This window comes from Planctomycetota bacterium, assembly GCA_035384565.1.
GTDB lineage: Bacteria > Planctomycetota > PUPC01 > DSUN01 > DSUN01 > DAOOIT01.
In genome coordinates, this window is record DAOOIT010000052.1 from 1 (window position 1) to 17,093 (window position 17,093).

Annotated in this window: 15 protein-coding genes; 9 read left to right on the top strand and 6 right to left on the bottom strand. The window is 69.4% G+C overall.

The features are described from left to right. The coding region (gene dgoD, locus PLE19_17505; GenBank protein ID HPD16749.1) for a galactonate dehydratase at window positions 1-1,074 on the top strand (1,074 nt) is incomplete at its 5' end. A 6-nt stretch (window positions 1,075-1,080) separates the two neighbouring features. Here the strand turns inward: dgoD and PLE19_17510 are convergent. Beyond that, window positions 1,081-2,466, bottom strand: a complete 1,386-nt coding sequence (locus tag PLE19_17510) for a sodium:alanine symporter family protein (protein ID HPD16750.1) — start codon at window positions 2,464-2,466, stop codon at window positions 1,081-1,083. A gap of 269 nt (window positions 2,467-2,735) precedes the next feature. On the opposite strand from PLE19_17510, the gene PLE19_17515 reads away from it, so the two are divergent. The 8 genes from PLE19_17515 to PLE19_17550 all read left to right on the top strand — a co-directional run bounded on the left by PLE19_17515 (window position 2,736) and on the right by PLE19_17550 (window position 14,297). Next, window positions 2,736-5,375, top strand: coding sequence for a hypothetical protein (locus PLE19_17515; protein ID HPD16751.1), 2,640 nt, complete (start codon window positions 2,736-2,738; stop codon window positions 5,373-5,375). 3 nt (window positions 5,376-5,378) lie between these two features. Continuing rightward, entirely contained in the window at window positions 5,379-6,428 is a 1,050-nt protein-coding gene (locus PLE19_17520; protein ID HPD16752.1) for a hypothetical protein, read from the top strand. Then, window positions 6,425-7,948 (top strand): radical SAM protein, encoded by a 1,524-nt coding sequence (locus tag PLE19_17525; protein ID HPD16753.1) that lies wholly within the window; start codon window positions 6,425-6,427, stop codon window positions 7,946-7,948. Before PLE19_17520 ends, PLE19_17525 begins: the two co-directional genes overlap by 4 nt. A 29-nt stretch (window positions 7,949-7,977) precedes the next feature. Beyond that, window positions 7,978-9,243 (top strand): hypothetical protein, encoded by a 1,266-nt coding sequence (locus PLE19_17530; GenBank protein ID HPD16754.1) that lies wholly within the window; start codon window positions 7,978-7,980, stop codon window positions 9,241-9,243. Window positions 9,244-9,596: 353 nt separating this feature from the next. Further along, the gene (locus PLE19_17535) at window positions 9,597-11,288 is read left to right on the top strand and encodes a glycosyltransferase family 39 protein (GenBank protein HPD16755.1); all 1,692 of its coding nucleotides are present in this window, start codon (window positions 9,597-9,599) and stop codon (window positions 11,286-11,288) included. A 32-nt stretch (window positions 11,289-11,320) separates the two neighbouring features. Further along, on the top strand, window positions 11,321-12,421 hold the full coding sequence (locus PLE19_17540; GenBank protein ID HPD16756.1) for a Gfo/Idh/MocA family oxidoreductase: 1,101 nt from the start codon (window positions 11,321-11,323) through the stop codon (window positions 12,419-12,421). Window positions 12,422-12,548: 127 nt separating this feature from the next. Then, on the top strand, window positions 12,549-13,697 hold the full coding sequence (locus PLE19_17545) for a Gfo/Idh/MocA family oxidoreductase (protein ID HPD16757.1): 1,149 nt from the start codon (window positions 12,549-12,551) through the stop codon (window positions 13,695-13,697). A gap of 123 nt (window positions 13,698-13,820) precedes the next feature. Continuing rightward, window positions 13,821-14,297, top strand: coding sequence for a hypothetical protein (locus tag PLE19_17550; GenBank protein HPD16758.1), 477 nt, complete (start codon window positions 13,821-13,823; stop codon window positions 14,295-14,297). Window positions 14,298-14,429: 132 nt separating this feature from the next. Here the strand turns inward: PLE19_17550 and PLE19_17555 are convergent, their stop codons facing one another. The 5 genes from PLE19_17555 to PLE19_17575 all read right to left on the bottom strand — a co-directional run bounded on the left by PLE19_17555 (window position 14,430) and on the right by PLE19_17575 (window position 17,012). Continuing rightward, window positions 14,430-15,668: a Gfo/Idh/MocA family oxidoreductase gene (locus PLE19_17555; protein HPD16759.1), complete on the bottom strand. Its 1,239-nt coding sequence runs from the start codon at window positions 15,666-15,668 to the stop codon at window positions 14,430-14,432. 52 nt (window positions 15,669-15,720) lie between these two features. Further along, window positions 15,721-16,047 carry a type II toxin-antitoxin system RelE/ParE family toxin gene (locus tag PLE19_17560; protein HPD16760.1) on the bottom strand — a complete coding sequence of 109 codons (327 nt, stop codon included), beginning with the start codon at window positions 16,045-16,047 and terminating at the stop codon, window positions 15,721-15,723. Further along, on the bottom strand, window positions 16,017-16,241 hold the full coding sequence (locus tag PLE19_17565) for a hypothetical protein (GenBank protein ID HPD16761.1): 225 nt from the start codon (window positions 16,239-16,241) through the stop codon (window positions 16,017-16,019). Before PLE19_17565 ends, PLE19_17560 begins: the two co-directional genes overlap by 31 nt. Window positions 16,242-16,338: 97 nt before the next feature. After that, window positions 16,339-16,653: a nucleotidyltransferase domain-containing protein gene (locus PLE19_17570; GenBank protein ID HPD16762.1), complete on the bottom strand. Its 315-nt coding sequence runs from the start codon at window positions 16,651-16,653 to the stop codon at window positions 16,339-16,341. Further along, window positions 16,632-17,012, bottom strand: a complete 381-nt coding sequence (locus PLE19_17575) for a HEPN domain-containing protein (GenBank protein ID HPD16763.1) — start codon at window positions 17,010-17,012, stop codon at window positions 16,632-16,634. Before PLE19_17575 ends, PLE19_17570 begins: the two co-directional genes overlap by 22 nt. Between the last annotated feature and the right edge of the window lie 81 nt (window positions 17,013-17,093).

A 17,093-nucleotide genomic window follows, 5' to 3' on the forward strand; every position in this document is an offset into this window, starting at 1 on the left:
TGGGTGTTCTTGAAGATGCACACCGACGCGGGGCTGGTGGGCTGGGGCGAGCCGATCGTCGAGGGCTGGTCGCGCACGGTGGCGGCCTGCGTGGCCGAGATGGGCCGCTACCTCATCGGCCAGGACCCGCGCCGCATCGAGCACCACTGGCAGGCGCTCTACCGCGGCGGCTTCTATCGCGGCGGCCCCGTGCTCGTGAGCGCGCTCAGCGGCATCGAGCAGGCGATGTGGGACATCACGGGAAAGTCCCTCAGCGTGCCTGTCTACCAACTCCTCGGGGGCGCCGTTCGCGACAGGATTCGCGTTTACGCCCATGTTGGCGGCGAGAGCGCCGACGCCTATGCCGCGTCGGGCAAGAAGGCCCTCGAGCGCGGGTTCACGGCGGTGAAGACCTGCCCCTTCGGCGCCGCGCGCTTCGTCGAAGGCCCCGCCTTCGTCGAGGGGGTCGTGGCCCGCGTGGCCGCACTGCGCGAGGCGGTGGGGAAGGGGGTGGACATCGGCCTCGACTTCCACGGCCGCGTCGGCCCCGCGATGGCAATCCAGCTCGCCAAGGCTCTGGAGCCGTTCTCGCCGATGTTCATCGAGGAGCCGTGCCTGCCGGAGAACGTGGACGCGATGGCGCGCGTGGCGCGGTCCACGAGCGTGCCGATCGCGACGGGCGAGCGCCTGTTCACGAAATGGGGCTTCCGCGAGGTGCTCGAGAAGCAGGCCGCGGCCATCCTCCAGCCCGACCTCTCGCACGCGGGCGGCATCCTGGAGGTGCGTAAGATCGCCGCGATGGCCGAGGCCCACTACGCCGCGATCGCTCCGCACTGCCCCCTCGGCCCCATCTCCCTTGCCGCGGGCCTCCAGGTGGACGCCTGCACGCCGAACTTCCTGTGCCAGGAGCAGGTGTGCCTGGGCGAAGGCTACCTCCAGCAGCCCTTCGTGGTGAAGGACGGCTACGTGGACGTGCCCACCGGCCCCGGCCTGGGCATCGAGGTGGACGAGGCGGCGGTAGCCGAGAAGCTCTACGACGGCTCGTGGGAGACGCCCCGCCTGTGGCACGAGGACGGCTCGGTGGCGGATTGGTAAGGGGGCTCAGCGTGCGGTGGCGTTCCTGGCCTCTTCCTCCTCGATGTGGCCGGACCAGAGGTAGCGCTCGGTCTCGGCGACGATGACCTTGTGGAGGAGCAGCAGCGCGACGAGGTTGGGGATGGCCATCAGCGCGTTCGCCACGTCGGCGAAGTTCCACACGACCGGCACGCTCACGACGGCCCCCACCAGCACGGCTACCACCCAGGCCAGGCGGTAGGGCCAGATAACGGCCCTGCCCAGCAGATACTCCGCCGCCCGCTCTCCGTAGTACTCCCAGCCGATGATGGTGGTGAACACGAAGGTCAGCAGGCCCACCGTCAGCACGACGGGGCCGATGCTGTGCACCGAGTCGAATGCCTCGCGCGTGAGCTGCACGCCGGCCTCGCCGGCCGCCGTCGGGTGGTTCCACACGCCCGTGTTCACCAGCACGAGGCCCGTGAGCGCGCACACGACCACGGTGTCCCAGAAGGTGCCCGTGGACGACACGAGGGCCTGCCGCACGGGGTTGCGGGTCTGCGCGGCGGCGGCGACGATGGGCGCCGAGCCGAGGCCCGACTCGTTCGAGAACAGCCCGCGCGCCACGCCCCAGCGGACCGCGGCGCTCACGCTCGCCCCCGCGAAGCCGCCGGCCGCGGCCTGGCCGGTGAAGGCCGAACGCACGATCAGCCACAGCGTGTCCGGCAGGGTTGAGAGGTTGGTGCACAGGATGACGAGGCAGCCGGCCACGTAGAAGACCGCCATGAACGGCACGATGCCCTCGCACACCCGCGCGATCCAGCGGATGCCGCCCAGGATCACCAGGCCCACCAGCGCCGTGAGCGCGGCGCCCGTCGCCCACGGGGAGAGGCCGAAGGTCCGGCCCGTGAGCTTGGCGATGGCGTTCGACTGCACCAGGTTGCCGATGCCGAAGGCGGCGAGGGCCGTGAAAATGGCGAAGAGCACCCCGAGCCACTTCATCCCCAGGCCGCGTTCGAGGGCGTACATCGGCCCGCCCAGCATCGTGCCGCTGGCCGTCTTCACGCGGTACTTCACGCCCAGCAGCGCCTCGGCGTACTTCGTGGCGATGCCGAACACGCCCGTGAGCCAGCACCAGAGCACGGCGCCCGGCCCGCCCAGCGACACGGCTGTGGCCACGCCCACGATGTTGCCCGTGCCGATCGTCGCCGCCAGCGCCGTCGTGAGCGCGCCGAACTGGCTCACGTCGCCCTCGCTCTGGCCGTCCCGGCGGAACGACAGCTTGATCGCGAGCCCCGTGTAGCGCTGGATGAACCTCAGCCGGATCGTGAAGAACACGTGCGTGCCCAGCAGCAGCGCCACCATGGGCCAGCCCCACAGGTAGCCGCTCACGAGCTCGAGGAAGCCGTTGACCCGTGCGACGAGTTCATCCATGCCACACATCCTGTAGCCATAGGGGTGTCCGACGGCACCAACCGCTGGTATTGTGGCATGACGCCGCCTTGACTTCAAGGCCGACTTGCGCTGCCCCGGCCCTCACACGGGCATGCACGGACATACACGGACATACACGGACATACACGGACCGTCAGAGCGCTCCTCAGCGCCCGCCGGTCCGTGTCTGTTCGTGTTGGTCCGTGTGGTCTTGCGCCAGTTGCCCCGGCGGGTCCGCTCTGATACCATAGGCCTGGAAGGAGAACCCCATGCGCACGTTCGTGCTCTTCGTCGTTGCGTCGTCTCTCCTGACCTCGGTCGCGCGAGGGCAGGCCTCGCGGGAGTTCGACTGGATTCCCAGCGGCCGCATTGCCGTGGGCGACGAGCGCTCGGAGGCCGCGGCGCGCTACTGGTCCGACGCCACCGCGGCCACGCGCATCGAGCTCCCCTACGCCAGCGGCCGAAAGGTCGCCGCCACGGCGCGCGAGGTGAAGCTCGAGCGCTTCCGCGTCCGCATCGCCACCTACCGCGGCGGGCCGGCCCCCGGCGCCCTCGTCATCCGGCGCCGATGGGACGCCCGCCAGCCGGCCGCCACGCTCTCGCTGAAGATTGACGACAAGGAGCTCGCCCCCTGGCCCATCCCCCAGTTCAAGGGCGACCGCCGATGGGTGGACGTGTGCTACGCCGTTCCAGTCAACGTCCTCAGGACGCCCGACGGCAAGGCGATGAAGCACGAGGTCGCAGTCAGCGTGTCAAGCGAAGCGCCGCTGCTCTCCTCCGAGTACACCTTCTTCATCACGCGGGACTGGGAGGTGCTCGGCGACGAGCGCCTGGGCGCCGTTGCCCGCAAGGAGGGAGCTGACTCCAAGGACGCCTATCTCACTGGCATCGCGGCGCTGGGCGAGGGCGACTACGAGGCGGCGGGGGCCGCGTTCCAGAAGGGCGCGGCCGAGCCGAAGACGGACCTCGCCCGTCTCGCTCGCCGCATGCTCCGCCTGACGGCGTTCCGCAAGGCCGCCGATGCCCTGGCTGTAGGCGGGGCGTCCCGGCCCCGCGACGAGAGCTTCAAGGCCCACTACGCGCTCGGCCTCTACGCGGGCGCCAACGGCTTCTGGGAGGAGGCGCTCGACGAGTTCCAGAAGGCCGTCGCCTGCCGCCCCGCCGACCCCGATGCCACCTATCGCCTCGCTGAGGCGATGGAGTACAACCGCCTGCCGGTGGAGACCTACGCCCCCCTCTTCGAGCGCGCGGGCGCCCTCTACAACCGCCCCGACACCCAGGTGGCCGACGTGCTGGTGGCCATCAACACGCGGGCCGTGAAGGACATCTGCGGCGAGCTCTCCCTCGGCAGCCTCGAGGCCCTCTTCCGCGACTGGCGCATCGTCGAGCAGATGACCTACGGCGCCTCCCGCGGCGCCTGGAAGATGCGCACCACCTACCGCTTCTGGGGGCCGGGCTCCGCCGACTGGGTGATGCAGTCGGGGTGGCTCTTCCTGCCGCCAGACTCCGAAATCCCTGTCCGCGGCATGTATGACTACTCCATCGGCGTCGCAGAGTACGGCAGCAGCCACGCGGGCGGAGTTGACTGCGGGGTCGCCGGCTCCGGCGGCGCGCAGATCGGCCCCACCCGCGGCTGGGAGGTCTTCCTCCACGAGTGGAACCACGAGTTCGACTGGGTGTGCATCTTCGGCGAGCAGGTGCCCGGCTTCCCCGTCACCCACGACTCCGACGGCTGCGGCAAGCAGCCGATCGTGAACATGGGCTGCGGCCACCGCTCGGCCATGCACTACTACATCAACCCCGCCGAATACCGCCGCCACGAGGCCGCCGCGCCCGAGCTCGCCGGCAACCACATCAAGACCTGGGGCCTCGCCGAACTCACCGCGCCGCCTGAGCCGCCCGCCAAGGACGCACGCCTGCTCAACAAGCTGGCCAGTTCCAAAGAGGCCGCGATGATTGCCGGGCCGGCCGGCGCCGCCTGGACGCCCCTCGAGAGCAAGGCCGACTTCGTGGACCTCCTGGCCGCCTTCCCCAAGGCGCCCGACAAGTGCATCGCCTACGCTCAGACCTTCATCTTCTCGCCGAAGAAGCAGGAAACGCGCCTCTGGCTCGGCTGCAACGACACCGCCGCCCTCTGGCTCAACGGCCGCAAGATTCACGCAGGCCGCTACTACGCCTGCGCCAAGTGGGAGGACGCCAACCGCACCGACATGGTCTGCAACACCGCCAAGCTCGAGGCCGGCTGGAACCGCCTCCTCGTCAAGAGCGAGCGCGGCGGGGGCGGCTGGGGCTTCTCCGTGGGCATCACAACCTTCGACAACCGACCCGTCGAGGGCCTGAAGTACGACAACAAGCCGCCCTCCCAACTCGTGCCCCTCTACCAGCCGCCCAAGGCCGGCCCCCACTACAAGTGGGCGGAGGTGAAGGACGACTACATCGAGCTGCTCCCCACCCTCACCGAGGCCGACCTGCGGAAGATCACCGGCCTCGCCGACCTGACCGCCAAGGGCGACCTCTTCTTCCTGGACGTCGGCGCGGCCCCCGCCGGAGCAAGGGCCATCGCCAAGCCCGACCCCGCCGACCGCGAGCTCAATAACTTCCTCAACTGGGACGCCGAGGCCGTCGCCGCCGTCCGCTTCCAGCGCGACGGCAAGCCCCGCGACCTCCTCCTCATCCGCCCCGAGTACTACGACGAGTACCTGGAACTCCTCACGGAGGCCGACGCCGGCCTGCCCGGCTCCGGCCCGAAGGACCGCATCCTCGGCACGATGGCGATCGAGAACCCCGCCTACGCCTCCACCCCCAACCGCGCGGGGCGGCGCTACGTCCTCGTCGTCGAAACCTGCCTCGGCGACTACCCCCTCGACGAACAGGGCCTGCTCGCCGTGGGCGCCCCGCCCAGGAGATGAACCGTGGCCTACCGTCTGAACGACTTCGTCGAGTGCGGCGAACTGATCAACACCCGGCGCTTCTCGACCCACGGCTGGCTGAAGCTGCGCGGGGTCGAGACGCCTCTGTCGCTCCAGCTCACGGGCAACTGCGGCCCCGACCTGGCCGGCTGGCACATCCGCTTCGAGAGCCGCGGCCCGCGCGCCGAGGCCGGCGGCGAGCCCGACCCCGATGAGCTGGCCCGCCTCCTCGCCCTCGAGCCCCCCAGGCTCGCCGCACAGCAGATCGGCCCCACGGGCGACATGACCGCCGCCCGCAAGGTCAAGATCGCCGACTGCTCGGCCCACGAACTGTGCCACCGGTGCAAGGGCGGCGAGCCGCCCCCCTTCCGTTGGGTCCGCTGCCTCTATCTGGAGTGGTACAGCCAGAACGGCCGCGTGGTCGTCGAACTGGTGGACCCGATCCTGGAGTACGTGGACTTCGCGACGATCCCCGGCGTCTCCGCCGACGACCGGCCCCCGGAGCCCCCCGCCGAGTTGCTGGGGGAGGGGAGCGCATCCCATGCCTCGCCTGAGCCAGGCCCTTACGCCCACTCCTGCGGCGAGGCATGCAGGGGCGGGGACTCCGACGCCGAGCCCGACGATCCCTATGGCCTGTTCTCCCAAGGCGACGGCCAGGCCGAGGACGAGTTCCTCCGACAGATGGAGCTGATGGACGACGCCATCGAGAACAGCCCCGGCGAGCCGGTCGGTTCCCTGCTCGACGCCCTCGGCCCGCTGCCCGAGCCGGACGAACTGAGCGAGCGGCAGGCCGAGGTCCAGCTCAAGGCCGTGCTCGGGCAACTCGCCCTCTTCGGTGTGGCGTTGGACGTCTGCGAGCACTTCACGGCGCGCGACGCCTATCGCCTGCTCAAGGAGCACATTCTCCCCGAAGGGCGCATCCTCCCCGAACTGCGCGGCTCCCACTGGGTCGAGCACTTCACGACCCACGAGCACTGCGCGGAGTGCGCGGCCCAGGCCGAGCCGCCGTCGCCCGACGAGCCGCGCAGCGGACCGGAGCAGGAGGCCCCGTGACGCCCGCCCCCGCCGGCTCCAGGCACCTGGTTCTCGCCTGCATCGAGGATGGCGTGCGGGCGCTCACCATCCGCATGCGCGGCGCCTACGCCGAGTCGCTGGGCGTGCGCACCACGCTGCTGGTGCTGGTGAAGCCGCTGGCCACCGCGGGCAGGCCGCTCATCTTCCGCCGCTCCGAGACGCGCCAGATCGCGCGCTTCCTGCGGCGCGAGGGCGTGACCCACTTCGGCATGTACCTGATGACGGCCACCCTCAAGCCCTACCGCCTGCTGGTGCAGAGCCTCCGTGAGGCGGGTTTCAAGGGCATCATCCTCGCGGGTGGCGTTCACGCTACGCTCTGCCCCGAGGAGGCGCTGGTCCAGGGCGCCGACTTCGCCGTGCAGGGGCCGGGCGAACTCCCCCTCAAGATGCTTTTCGAGGGCGCCGAGCCCGCCGCCATCCCCGGCCTCGTCTGGCGGCGCAACGGCACCGTCGTGGCCAACCCCCAGGATGCGGCGCAACGGGTGGACCTCGACTCGCTTCCCTATCCGATCTTCCGCTTCGGCCACGACAGGGTGCTGCTCAGGGGCCGCCTGCGGCCCTACACGTGGCGCGTCCACCGCCGGTTCGCCGACTGGCATGGCCAGTACTACGACCTCATCACCTCGCGCGGCTGCCCCTACAAGTGCGCCTACTGCTGCCGCGTGGACACCGGGGCGATCCGCCGCGCGAGCGTGGACCGCGTGATCGGTGAACTGAAACACCTGCGCGCCCAGCACCCCGAGATCGCCGGCATCAACGTCCAGGACGACGCCTTCTTCTACGGCCCCGAGGATTGGGTCAAGGACTTCTGCCGCCGCATGAAGGCGGAGGTCGGGCTGCCCTTCATCGTCCGCATGATCCCCAAGTTCGTCACCCCCGAGCGCCTCGAGCTGCTGAAGAGCGGCGGGCTCGAGTACGTGACCATGGGCCTCGAGGGCTCCTCCCGCATCAACCGCACGCTCTACAAGAGACCCGAGGACAAGGCGTCGTTTCTCAAGGCGGCCCGCGCCGTGCTCGACGCCGGCCTGCACCTCTCCGTGGATGTGATCATAGACAACCCGTACGAAAGGGAGGAGGACCTGCGCGAAGTGGCCCAGACCCTCAACGCGCTGCCGCGGCCCAACTGGGGCGTCGTCGCCCTTTCGCTCACGCCGTTCCCGCGCACGCCCCTCTACGAGCGGGCCGCGCACGACGGAATGCTCGGCCGCTTTGCGACCGACGCCTACGATGCCATGCTCATGCCCACGAAGGAAGGCGGCTACACCACGCCGCGCTTCTGGCGCGTGCTGATCACCGAGCTGCTGCCCGCCATCGGGCCCGACGTGGCAGCCCCGCTCATCGCCGCCGGCCCGGGCGACCCTCGGGCCGCGGCCAACGTCGAGCGCCTGGCCCGCTGGACCGCGCGCCTCCGCCGAATCAATGCCTTCATCCGCGACTACATGCCGTTCCTCTACCGCCGCCTGCTCCGCCGCCAGCAACAGCTCGGCCGGAGCCGCTGAAAGGCAGGGGAAGGTGCAGGGAGAGGCACATGCCTGAGCCAACGAAGCCCAGCAGACGCGACGTGAGCACGCTGCGCCGCCTCGCCGCGCGCAAGCTCGAAATCGCCCACGACCCCGCCAACCTCGAACGCCGCGAGGCCTGGTACAGGCACGACGCCGGCCCCGGCGGCCGCCCCATGGTCCTCGCCGAATACGGCGGCATCCGCGACCCGAACCCCCCGCTGCCCGACTCTCTGCTCGCATGCGAAGGCGATTGGGCACGCGGCCTCGAGCGCGGCCTCCGCGCCGAAATCTACCAGTTCCAAACCCTCCGCGATGACCACGTGGTCGAGCCCTACCTCACCTGCGGCTGGCACGTCAAGGCCAGCGAGTACGGCGTCCAGGCCACCCACCACCATGCGGCCTTCGACGGCGTCCTGGGCGCGCGCCGTTGGGACGCGCCGTTGAAGAACCTCGACGCCGACTTCGCCAGGCTCCGCCCCCGCACCTTCTCGGTGGACCGCCAGGCCACGTGGGCCGCCCGCGAGCGGCTCGAGGCCGTCTTCGCCGGCCTCCTGCCCGTCCACATCCGCGGGGCCTACTGGTGGACTCTCGGCATGACCTGGCCCGCCATCGAACTGATCGGCCTCGAGAACCTCATGCTCTTCATGTTCGACGACCCCCAGGGCCTCCACCGCCTCATGGCGTTCCTGCACGACGACCACCTCGCCTACGCCAAGTGGCTCGAGCGCGAGGGGCTGCTGTGCCTCAACAACCGCAATGACTACATCGGCTCCGGCTCGATGGGCTACACCCGTGACCTGCCCCAGCCCGACTGGCTGCCCGGCGACCCCGTGCGCACCCGCGACCAGTGGGTGCTCCTCGAATCGCAGGAGACCGTGGGCGTCGGCCCCGACCTTTTCGCCGAGTTCATCTTCCCCTACCAGCTCAGCCTTGCCGAGCATTTCGGCAAGTGCTACTACGGCTGCTGCGAGCCCGTCCACAGCCGCATCCACGTGCTCAAGAAGCTGCCCAACCTCGCCCGCATCTCCGTGTCGCCCTGGGCCGACGAGGAGGTGATGGCCCGCGAGTGCGGCGCCGAGATCGTCTACTCCCGCAAGCCCAACCCCTCGCTCATCAGCACCGAGCGATTCGACGAGGACGCGATTCGTGCCGACCTGCGCCGCACCCTCGACGTGGCTCGCGGCTGCCGCATCGAACTCGTGATGAAGGACGTCCACACCCTCAACAACCAGCCCGAGCGCTTGGCCCGGTGGGTTCAGCTTGCCCGCGAAGCCGTAGACGAGGCCGGATGAAACAGCCCCCTTGCCCCCATCGAGCCAGGGGCGCGCAATCCCGCCTTCAGGCGGTCTTCTGCTGCCCCGTCCTCCTCGCGCCCCACGGAGCGCAGGGTTGAGAACTGCCATCCAGAGGGGCGCTCCGCGCCGCACTCCGAGAGGCTGTCGCACGCGATGAGCGTGAGCATCGCAGCGCATGCGTGAACCTTTGGAGTGCGTGTGCGAAGCACCGGCTTGGGTTGGGCGGCATCCCTGCGCGGAGCGCGGGGCAGGGAGAGCAGAAGGGCGAAGCGCCGGAACAGGGACGAACGCCCCTCTTGCGGCGGCGGGCCAATCCCGGTATGATTCTGACGAACCGGAGGCGAGAGCGCATGCCCTGTGACGCCCAAGCCATGCCTGCCGCAGCAGTGCGGGCGCGCCGCGTTGCCCTCATCCTGGCGCTGGGCGCCGTGGTGCTCGTGCCTCAGCTCTTCCTGCGCGACGTGTGGGGGCCCGACGAGACGCGGTTCGCCGAGGTGGCCCGCGAGATGATCGTGTCGGGCGACTACATCGTTCCGCACCTCAACGGGACGCTGTACGCCGAGAAGCCGCCGGTGTTCTTCTGGCTCACGGCGGCGGTCTGGCCCCTCTTCGGGGTGAACGCGGGGCGTGTGGTGGCCGCCGCGGCCGGACTGGGGGCGCTGCTGCTCACGCATCGCCTCGGACGGCGGCTCTATGGCGCGGCCGAGGGCCTCTGGGCGGCGCTGGTGATGGCGTCGTGCCTCCTGTTCATCGGGGTGGCGCGGGCGGGGATTCTCGATTCGCTGCTGTTGCTGGCCATTCTGGCGGCGGTGAACTGCGGCTACGAGGGGCTGGAGGGCGCGGGGCGGCGGGCGGGAGCGGCGTGGCTGGGGTTCTATGCGTCGCTGGCGCTGGGCGCGCTGATCAAAGGCCCCGTGGTTCTCGTCGGCGCCGGCCTGGTGGTGCTGGCGTACGCCCTGGCGTACCGCAAGAGCGTGCGCGGGGGCGGGTGGTGGCACTTGGCCGGGGCGGGGCTGTTCGCGGCCCTCGTGGCGGCGTGGCTCGTGCCCGCGATGGTGGCGGGCGGGAAGGAGTACTTTCGCTATCTGGTGGTCGAGCAGGCGGCGCGGCGGGTGAGCGGCACGATGTCGCACGAGGAGCCGTTCTACTACTACCTGCTCCGCTGGCCGCTGTACTTCTTTCCGTGGTCGCTCGTGCTGCCGCTGGCCCTGGCGGGGGCGTGGCGGGCCGGCGGCCGGGAGGCGCGGCTGCCCGTGATGTGGTTCGTGGTGCTGTTCGTGGCCTATTCGGCGGTGGCGGGCAAGGGCGAGCGCTACGTGCTGCCGCTGGTGCCCGCGGCGGCGCTGGCGTGCGGGCGGCACATCGGGCGTGCGGCGGGGGAGGGCGTGACCTGGTCGCGGCTGAATGCGGCGGCGTGGGGGGGCTCGTTCGTCGTCATGCTGTCGCTCGCGGCGGGGCTGTGGACGGTGGCGGCCAAGCCGGCCCTGCTGGCGCAGGCGCTGACGAAGGACGCCCGCGGGCCTGCTCTGGTTACGGCGCAGACCACGCCGGCTCGGCGGGGCCTGGCCGCCGCGGCCGGAGCGGTGGTGGCCGCCTGCGCCCTGGGCGGGCTCCGCCTGCTGCGACGGGGCGACGGGGAGCGCCGACGGGCCGCCACGCTGCTGGCCGCGATGGCCACGGTGGCGCTGTCCTTCGACCTGGTGGCCCTCGGGGCGATGGACGAGTTCAAGGCAGAGCGCCGCCTTGTTGCCGAGATGGCGCCGTATCTCGGGGCGGCCGATGAGCTGTATCTGCACGCGACAGACTATGGGGGGATTGTGAACCTCTTCACCCGGCGCGAGAAGATCCCCGTGCTGGAAACGTTCGACGACGTGGCGGCGGCCGTGGCCTCGCCGCGCCGGGTGGCGGTGGTGATGTGGAAGAAGGAGGCAGGCAAGATGCTGGGCACCCCGCGCTTCCACATCATCCCCGAGCACGCCGAGTTCCGCAACCCTGTCCTCGTGGTGAACTGGGAGCCGGCGCCAACCCCCAGCCAGCCCTGAGGCGCGCATCGCAGGAACGAGAGGAGACGCCTATGGCCAGGAAGAAGCTCAAAGTGGGCGTGATCGGCACGGGGATGATCGCCGTCTCAGGCCACATCCCGGCGTGGAAGAACCTGGCGGAGGACGTGGAACTGACGGCGGTGGCCGACATCCTGCCCGACCGCGCGCAACTGGTGGCGAAGAGCTACGGGGCCAAGCACGCCTACGGCGACTGGCGCAGGATGCTCCAGGAGCAGAAGCTCGACATCGTGTCGGTGTGCACGCCCAACTGCTACCACAAGGAGCAGACCATCGCGGCGCTGAAGGCGGGCGCCCACGTGCTGTGCGAGAAGCCGGTGGCGACCTCGCACGCCGACGCCGCGGCGATGTTCGACGCCGCCGAGGCCGCGCGGCGGGTGCTCTTCGTCGGCCAGAGCGCGCGTTTCTCCGAGAAGTCGCGCGCGGCCAAGGAGATCTGCGAGTCGGGCCGCCTGGGCGAGATGTACTTCGCGGAGACCTACTTCCTGCGCCGCCGCGGCATCCCCACCTGGGGCCAGTTCCACATGAAGGAGCACTCGGCGGGCGGGCCGATCTACGACCTGGGCGTGCACGCCATTGACCTGCTCTTCTGGCTCATGGGCAGCCCCAAGGTGCTCGCCGTCAGCGGCGCGGCCTACACCAAGATCGGCAACCGCGACGAGGGCCTCGCCACGTCGCTCGCCGACAGCGGCGCGCCCATGGGCGTGCTCACGCCGCGGCCCTACAACTACCGCGACTTCGACGTCGAGGACATGGCGGCCGGCTTCATCCGCCTCGAGGGCGGCGCCGCCGTGGCCTTCAAGACGAGCTGGGCGGCCAACATCCCCCAGAACACCGGCAACACCACGATCCTCGGCACCACAGGCGGCCTCGTGCTCGAGCCGCTCACGCTCGTCACCAACCTGGGCAGCTACCAGGTCAACGTGACGCCCCAGGTGCCGGCCGGCCGCAACGTGGCCTTCAGCGGCCACTGGGAGGAGGCGGAACACTTCGTCAAGGTGATTCGCGGCGAGGCGAAGCTCCTGGTCACCCGCGAGCAGGTGCTCAGCGTCATCCGGACCCTCGATGCTCTGTACGAATCGGCCGCAACGGGCAGAGAGATTGCAGTGGCGTAGATGGAGAGGATGAATGGAGGGTTGGATGGATGGATGACTGGGCAGAACTTGCCTCCTCGGTCATTCATGCACTCATCCATTCATCCCTCTCCGGCACCCGCATGGCCCCTGGGTTAGGAGAATGACCGTGGGCAAGAAGGCCAGGACCTATCGCGTGGGCGCCATCGGCTTCGCCCACATGCACATCAACAACGTGCTGGGGCTGTTCGCCCAGCACCCGCAGGTCAAGCTCGTCGGCTGCGCCGACACGGTGCCCGACCGGCCCGAGCTGCGCGAGGGGCCGTACACGCGCGGCTGGAACCTCAAGCACGCGCTGAAGGACTTCGGCGTGCCCCGAGCCTATGACGACTACCGCGAGATGCTGGCGAAGGAGGAGTTCGACATCATCGTCTGCTGCTCCGAGAACGCCAAGCACCCCGAGGTGGTGGAGGCCTGCGCCGCGGCGGGGGTGCACGTGTGCGTCGAGAAGCCGATGGCCATGACGATGGCCGACGCCTGCCGCATGGTGCGCGCCGTGCGGGCCGCCGGCACCACGATGCTGGTGAACTGGCCGATGACCTGGAGCCCCGCCTCGCGCAAGGCGAAGGCCCTGGTGGACGACGGAGCGATCGGCCACGTGCTCGAGATCAAGTGGCGCGGCGGCCACACCGGCCCGCTCGGCTCGGGCGCCAAGCACGAGGGCGTGACCGATGAGGCCGCCCCTCTCACCCCCACCGAGCTGGGCGCCACCTGGTGGCACTACATCCACACCGGCGGCGGGGCCATGCTCGACTACTGCTGCTACGGCGCCATGTTCAGCTACTGGGTGATCGGCGAAATGGCCGTCGCCGCTGTCGGCCTGCGCGGCAACCTCAACAGCCCGTTCGGCGACGCCGATGACAACGGGGCCATGATCGTCCGCTTCCCCGGCGCGATGGGCCTCTTCGAGGGCTCGTGGACCACGTGGGACCATGGCGTGCCCTACGGGCCGATCATCTACGGCACCACGGGCGTCCTCGTCATCGAGAAGTCCAGGAAGGGCGAAGGCCAGCAGGTGCGCGAAGAGCACGGCAGCGGGGGCAAGACGCGTATCCACCACCCGTACCCCCTGCCCAAGGGCCGGCACAACATCGCCTACGAGTTCATCCATCATCTGGAGACCGGCGACCCTGTGCACGCGACGCTCGACGCGGGGTTCAACCTCAACGCGCAGGCCATCCTCGATGCGGGCCTGCGCTCGGCCGATAGCGGCAAGCTGGAGCCCGTGAACACCGCGCCCTGGTGCCTCGGCGGCTGAGCGGCCGCCGCTCGCAGCAAGGACGCAGTCTGCGGAGTCCTATTGGTCAGTTGAGCCCCTGTGCCCGCGCCCCCGGTGCAGAGGACCACGGTACTACCCCAACGGGGCAAGGAGGAGCGCTCCATGAGGGCGTATCTCGTTGTCGGTCTGGCGATCGTTCTGGCCGGCGCGGCCGTGGCCGGCGAGGGTCAGAAGCAGCGCCCGAACGCCGCGGCAGGCGCCTTTGTCTCGGCCGAAATCGCAGGCGAGGTCGTGAAGTGGCAGATTGACCTCGGCGGAGACGCCGGCAAGAAGACGTACGAGATGACCGTGGACGTGAAGGTCACGTACGCCGAGAAGGAGGGCGTGAAGCAGGCCACCAGCATCCGTCGGGCCGCCGGCCGCGACTTCCCGGCCCGTGAGGGCACCGTGGTGGTCAAGGGCAAGTTCGTGTCGGCCAAGCTCGACGGCGAGAAGGTCCTCGTCACGATCAAGCCCGACGAGGGCGACAAGGACCTCGAGGTCACGCTGCCCAAGGCCCTCTCGGTTTACTATCGCGAGGAAGACGGCAAGCTGAATGCCTACAGCGTGGGCGTGCCGCGCCCGCCGCGCAACCAGTGAGCAGGTGAGAAGTGACGGCCCGCCGGCGCCGCGGGGAGGATGCGCCGGGTCGAGGCAGTGGAAAGCGAGCAGCCTGAGTGGCGCGCTGGTCGCCCACTCAGGCTGTCTTCTTTGCCGCGGCGGCACGGCGCGCTACCCCTCGCGAATCTCGCGCTTCTCGGCGTCGTAGACCTGCCGCCGCCCTGAATCGAATGCCCGCATCGCCAGGATCGCGGCGACTGCGTGTTGGTAGCCCGCCTCCAGCGGGGCGTTGGGCGCCTTGCGGCTGCGCAGGCACTGGAGCCAGTCGAGGAAGTGATCGGGACGCTCGACGGGGGCGACGGGCGTCTCCTTGTCCAGCGCGCCCTTCTTCGCCGCGCCCTCGCCCGACACGGTGGGCTTGTTCCAGTCCACCATGTTCATCACGCCCTCGTCGCCGAAGATGCGGAAGCTGTTGCCGCCGCCGTTCCCGAAGTTCGTCGAGTAGTGGACCAGGAAGCCCTCGGGATAGGTCCACGTGGCCTCCACCTGGTCGGGGCAGGTGAAGGCGTGCTCATCCTTCCAGGTGAACGTTCCGCCGTGGCACACGGCGCTGGTGGGGAACTTCGCGCCCGTGATGTAGTGCACGAGGTCAATGAAGTGGCTCCCCAGGCCGGGCACCGGGCCGTCGGAGAACTCGCGGAACCCATACCAGCCCGTGAACTGCACGGCGCTGAACGGCCGCATCGGGCGGTCCATCAGGAACTCCCGCCAGTCCACGTCCGCCTCCTTCGCGTCCTTCAGGTAGCCGTACCAGTAGGGGCGGGCGCCGTTGCGGCACTGCTCGATCCGCGAGACTTTGCCGAGAACGCCCGTCTTGAACAGCTCGCGGCAGCCCGTGAAGCTGGGGAAGCTGCGGAGTTGCGTGCCGATCTGCACGACGATGTTCGCCGCCTTCGCCGCGTCGCAGGCGGCCTTGAGCGACTCGAGCGTCATCGCCAGCGGCTTCTCGATGTAGACGTCTTTCCCCGCCTTCGCCGCGGCCTCGAGGTGGGTCGTGTGCTGGTGGTCGCAGGAGGCGATCATCACTGCGTCAACCTCCTTGAGCGCCACCACGTCGCGGTAGGAGACGCACTGCTTCGGCTCGCGGCCGTACCATTCCTTCGCCACTGCCGCCGCCCGTTCCCGTGCCGGCCGCCAGGGATCGGCCACGGCCACGAACTCCACGTTCTGGTCTCTGTCGTGCTTGTGGACGCCGGCCATGTGGGCTCCAACGCCGCGGCTGCCGCAGCCGATGAGGCCGAGGGCGATGCGGTCATTGGCCCCGAGCACGCGGCCGTAGCTGGCGGCGGTCAGTGCCACACCTGCCGCTGTGGTCTTCAGAAACTGCCTCCGGGAACTAGGATACTTCATTGGGGGGGTCTCCCGAACTCGATGTGCTTGCTGCGCTCGGAGTCCTGCCCTGTCAAAGCCCAGACAGGAGGCGCCCCAGGTCGCCGTAGTCGTACGGCGGCCGGGTGCGAACGGCGAGCACGTCCACCGCCTTGTCGGCTTCGCTGATAGCGTAGAGGATGCGCCACTTGTCCAGTCTGAGCCGCCACACGCTCAAGTCGAGACGTGGCAGGCGGAGCCTCCTGCTACCCGACGGCCGAGGATTGGCGGCCAAGCCATCCACGGCACGCCTGGCCCTCTGTCGGACGTGGCCCGGTAGGTTCTTGAGCTCGCGCAAGGCCGGGGGTCTGATGTAGACGGCGTAGGCGCTCACTCGATCTCGCCCGCCACCTCGGCCCATTCAAGCCAGCCGGCCTTCTTGCGGTCGCCGCCGGCGGCGCGGAGTTCGGCAATGGCCTGCTGGATCACCTGGGTGTCCTCAAGGGTCTCGAGCCACTCGATGAGCGCTTCCCAATCGTCAGCGCTCACGACGGCGAATCGCTTCCCCTTGATTGTGGCGAACTGGACCGACTGGAGTGCTTCTAACCCGCTCATCTTGGTGCCTCGCTCAACTGCTATTCTAGTCTACCACGGAACGGTTGTCAACGGTCTGGCGCGGCACGTGCCATTCGGTGCCATTCGGGACAGCCGCCTATTCCTGCGCCTCGCCCGCGCGGGCGAGGTCGGCGATGAGGGAGTCGCCGCGCTCCCATTCCTCGGGGGTGAAGGCAACGGCCTCGATGGGCTCGAACAGCTCGTAGACGGCGTCGGTGAGGATGTCAATCCGCTCCCAGTAGCCCTTGCCCTGAAAGGTCTCGGAGATGACGACGAGGTCAATGTCGCTGCCTGGGTGCGCGGTGCCGTTCGCCCAGGAGCCGAATAGGACGATGCGGGGCGCCTCAACGCCCCGCTTCTCCAGGGCGCGGCGGAAGCGGCGGATGATGGCTAGAACTGACCTCTTATCCACGTCAGGGCCTCTCTGCCGTGTGCGAGGACGCTTGCTGTCCTGGTGCGGCCGTAGGCCTTCTTGAGGGAAGCAAGCTTCTCGGGATATCTTGTGACGACGCTTGCCTGGCTCAGCCGCACGATGAAATGGCCAACATCGGGCGGAGGCGACAGGCCCATATCCTTCAGCAGGCCAACGAGGCTATGTGTCTTCGGCGGGTCCTTGGCAAGCTTAGCCGCGTAGGCTCCCTTGAGCGCCTTTTCGATGGCCAGATGGCACATGAACACGGCATAGAAGTACCGTCCGGCGCTGAACATGTCCTCCGCCGTGCCCATGTCATAGTCAGCCTGTTCGAGCCATTCCTTCGGTGGCCGGGCCATGCTCGGCCTCTCTCGCGTGCTATCGAGTGCTCACCTCACGCGCCCCGCCTCGACCGAATGGCATTCTAGGCCGTCACGGGG

What these genes read in the sequence shown, in the direction of transcription:
- PLE19_17510 (HPD16750.1), bottom strand. Translation starts at nt 2,466, where the DNA reads ATGGATGAACTCGTCGCACGGGTCAACGGCTTCCTCGAGCTCGTGAGC.
- PLE19_17515 (HPD16751.1), top strand. Translation starts at nt 2,736, where the DNA reads ATGCGCACGTTCGTGCTCTTCGTCGTTGCGTCGTCTCTCCTGACCTCG.
- PLE19_17530 (HPD16754.1), top strand. Translation starts at nt 7,978, where the DNA reads ATGCCTGAGCCAACGAAGCCCAGCAGACGCGACGTGAGCACGCTGCGC.
- PLE19_17535 (HPD16755.1), top strand. Translation starts at nt 9,597, where the DNA reads ATGCCCTGTGACGCCCAAGCCATGCCTGCCGCAGCAGTGCGGGCGCGC.
- PLE19_17540 (HPD16756.1), top strand. Translation starts at nt 11,321, where the DNA reads ATGGCCAGGAAGAAGCTCAAAGTGGGCGTGATCGGCACGGGGATGATC.
- PLE19_17550 (HPD16758.1), top strand. Translation starts at nt 13,821, where the DNA reads ATGAGGGCGTATCTCGTTGTCGGTCTGGCGATCGTTCTGGCCGGCGCG.
- PLE19_17555 (HPD16759.1), bottom strand. Translation starts at nt 15,668, where the DNA reads ATGAAGTATCCTAGTTCCCGGAGGCAGTTTCTGAAGACCACAGCGGCA.
- PLE19_17560 (HPD16760.1), bottom strand. Translation starts at nt 16,047, where the DNA reads ATGGGCCGAGGTGGCGGGCGAGATCGAGTGAGCGCCTACGCCGTCTAC.
- PLE19_17565 (HPD16761.1), bottom strand. Translation starts at nt 16,241, where the DNA reads ATGAGCGGGTTAGAAGCACTCCAGTCGGTCCAGTTCGCCACAATCAAG.
- PLE19_17575 (HPD16763.1), bottom strand. Translation starts at nt 17,012, where the DNA reads ATGGCCCGGCCACCGAAGGAATGGCTCGAACAGGCTGACTATGACATG.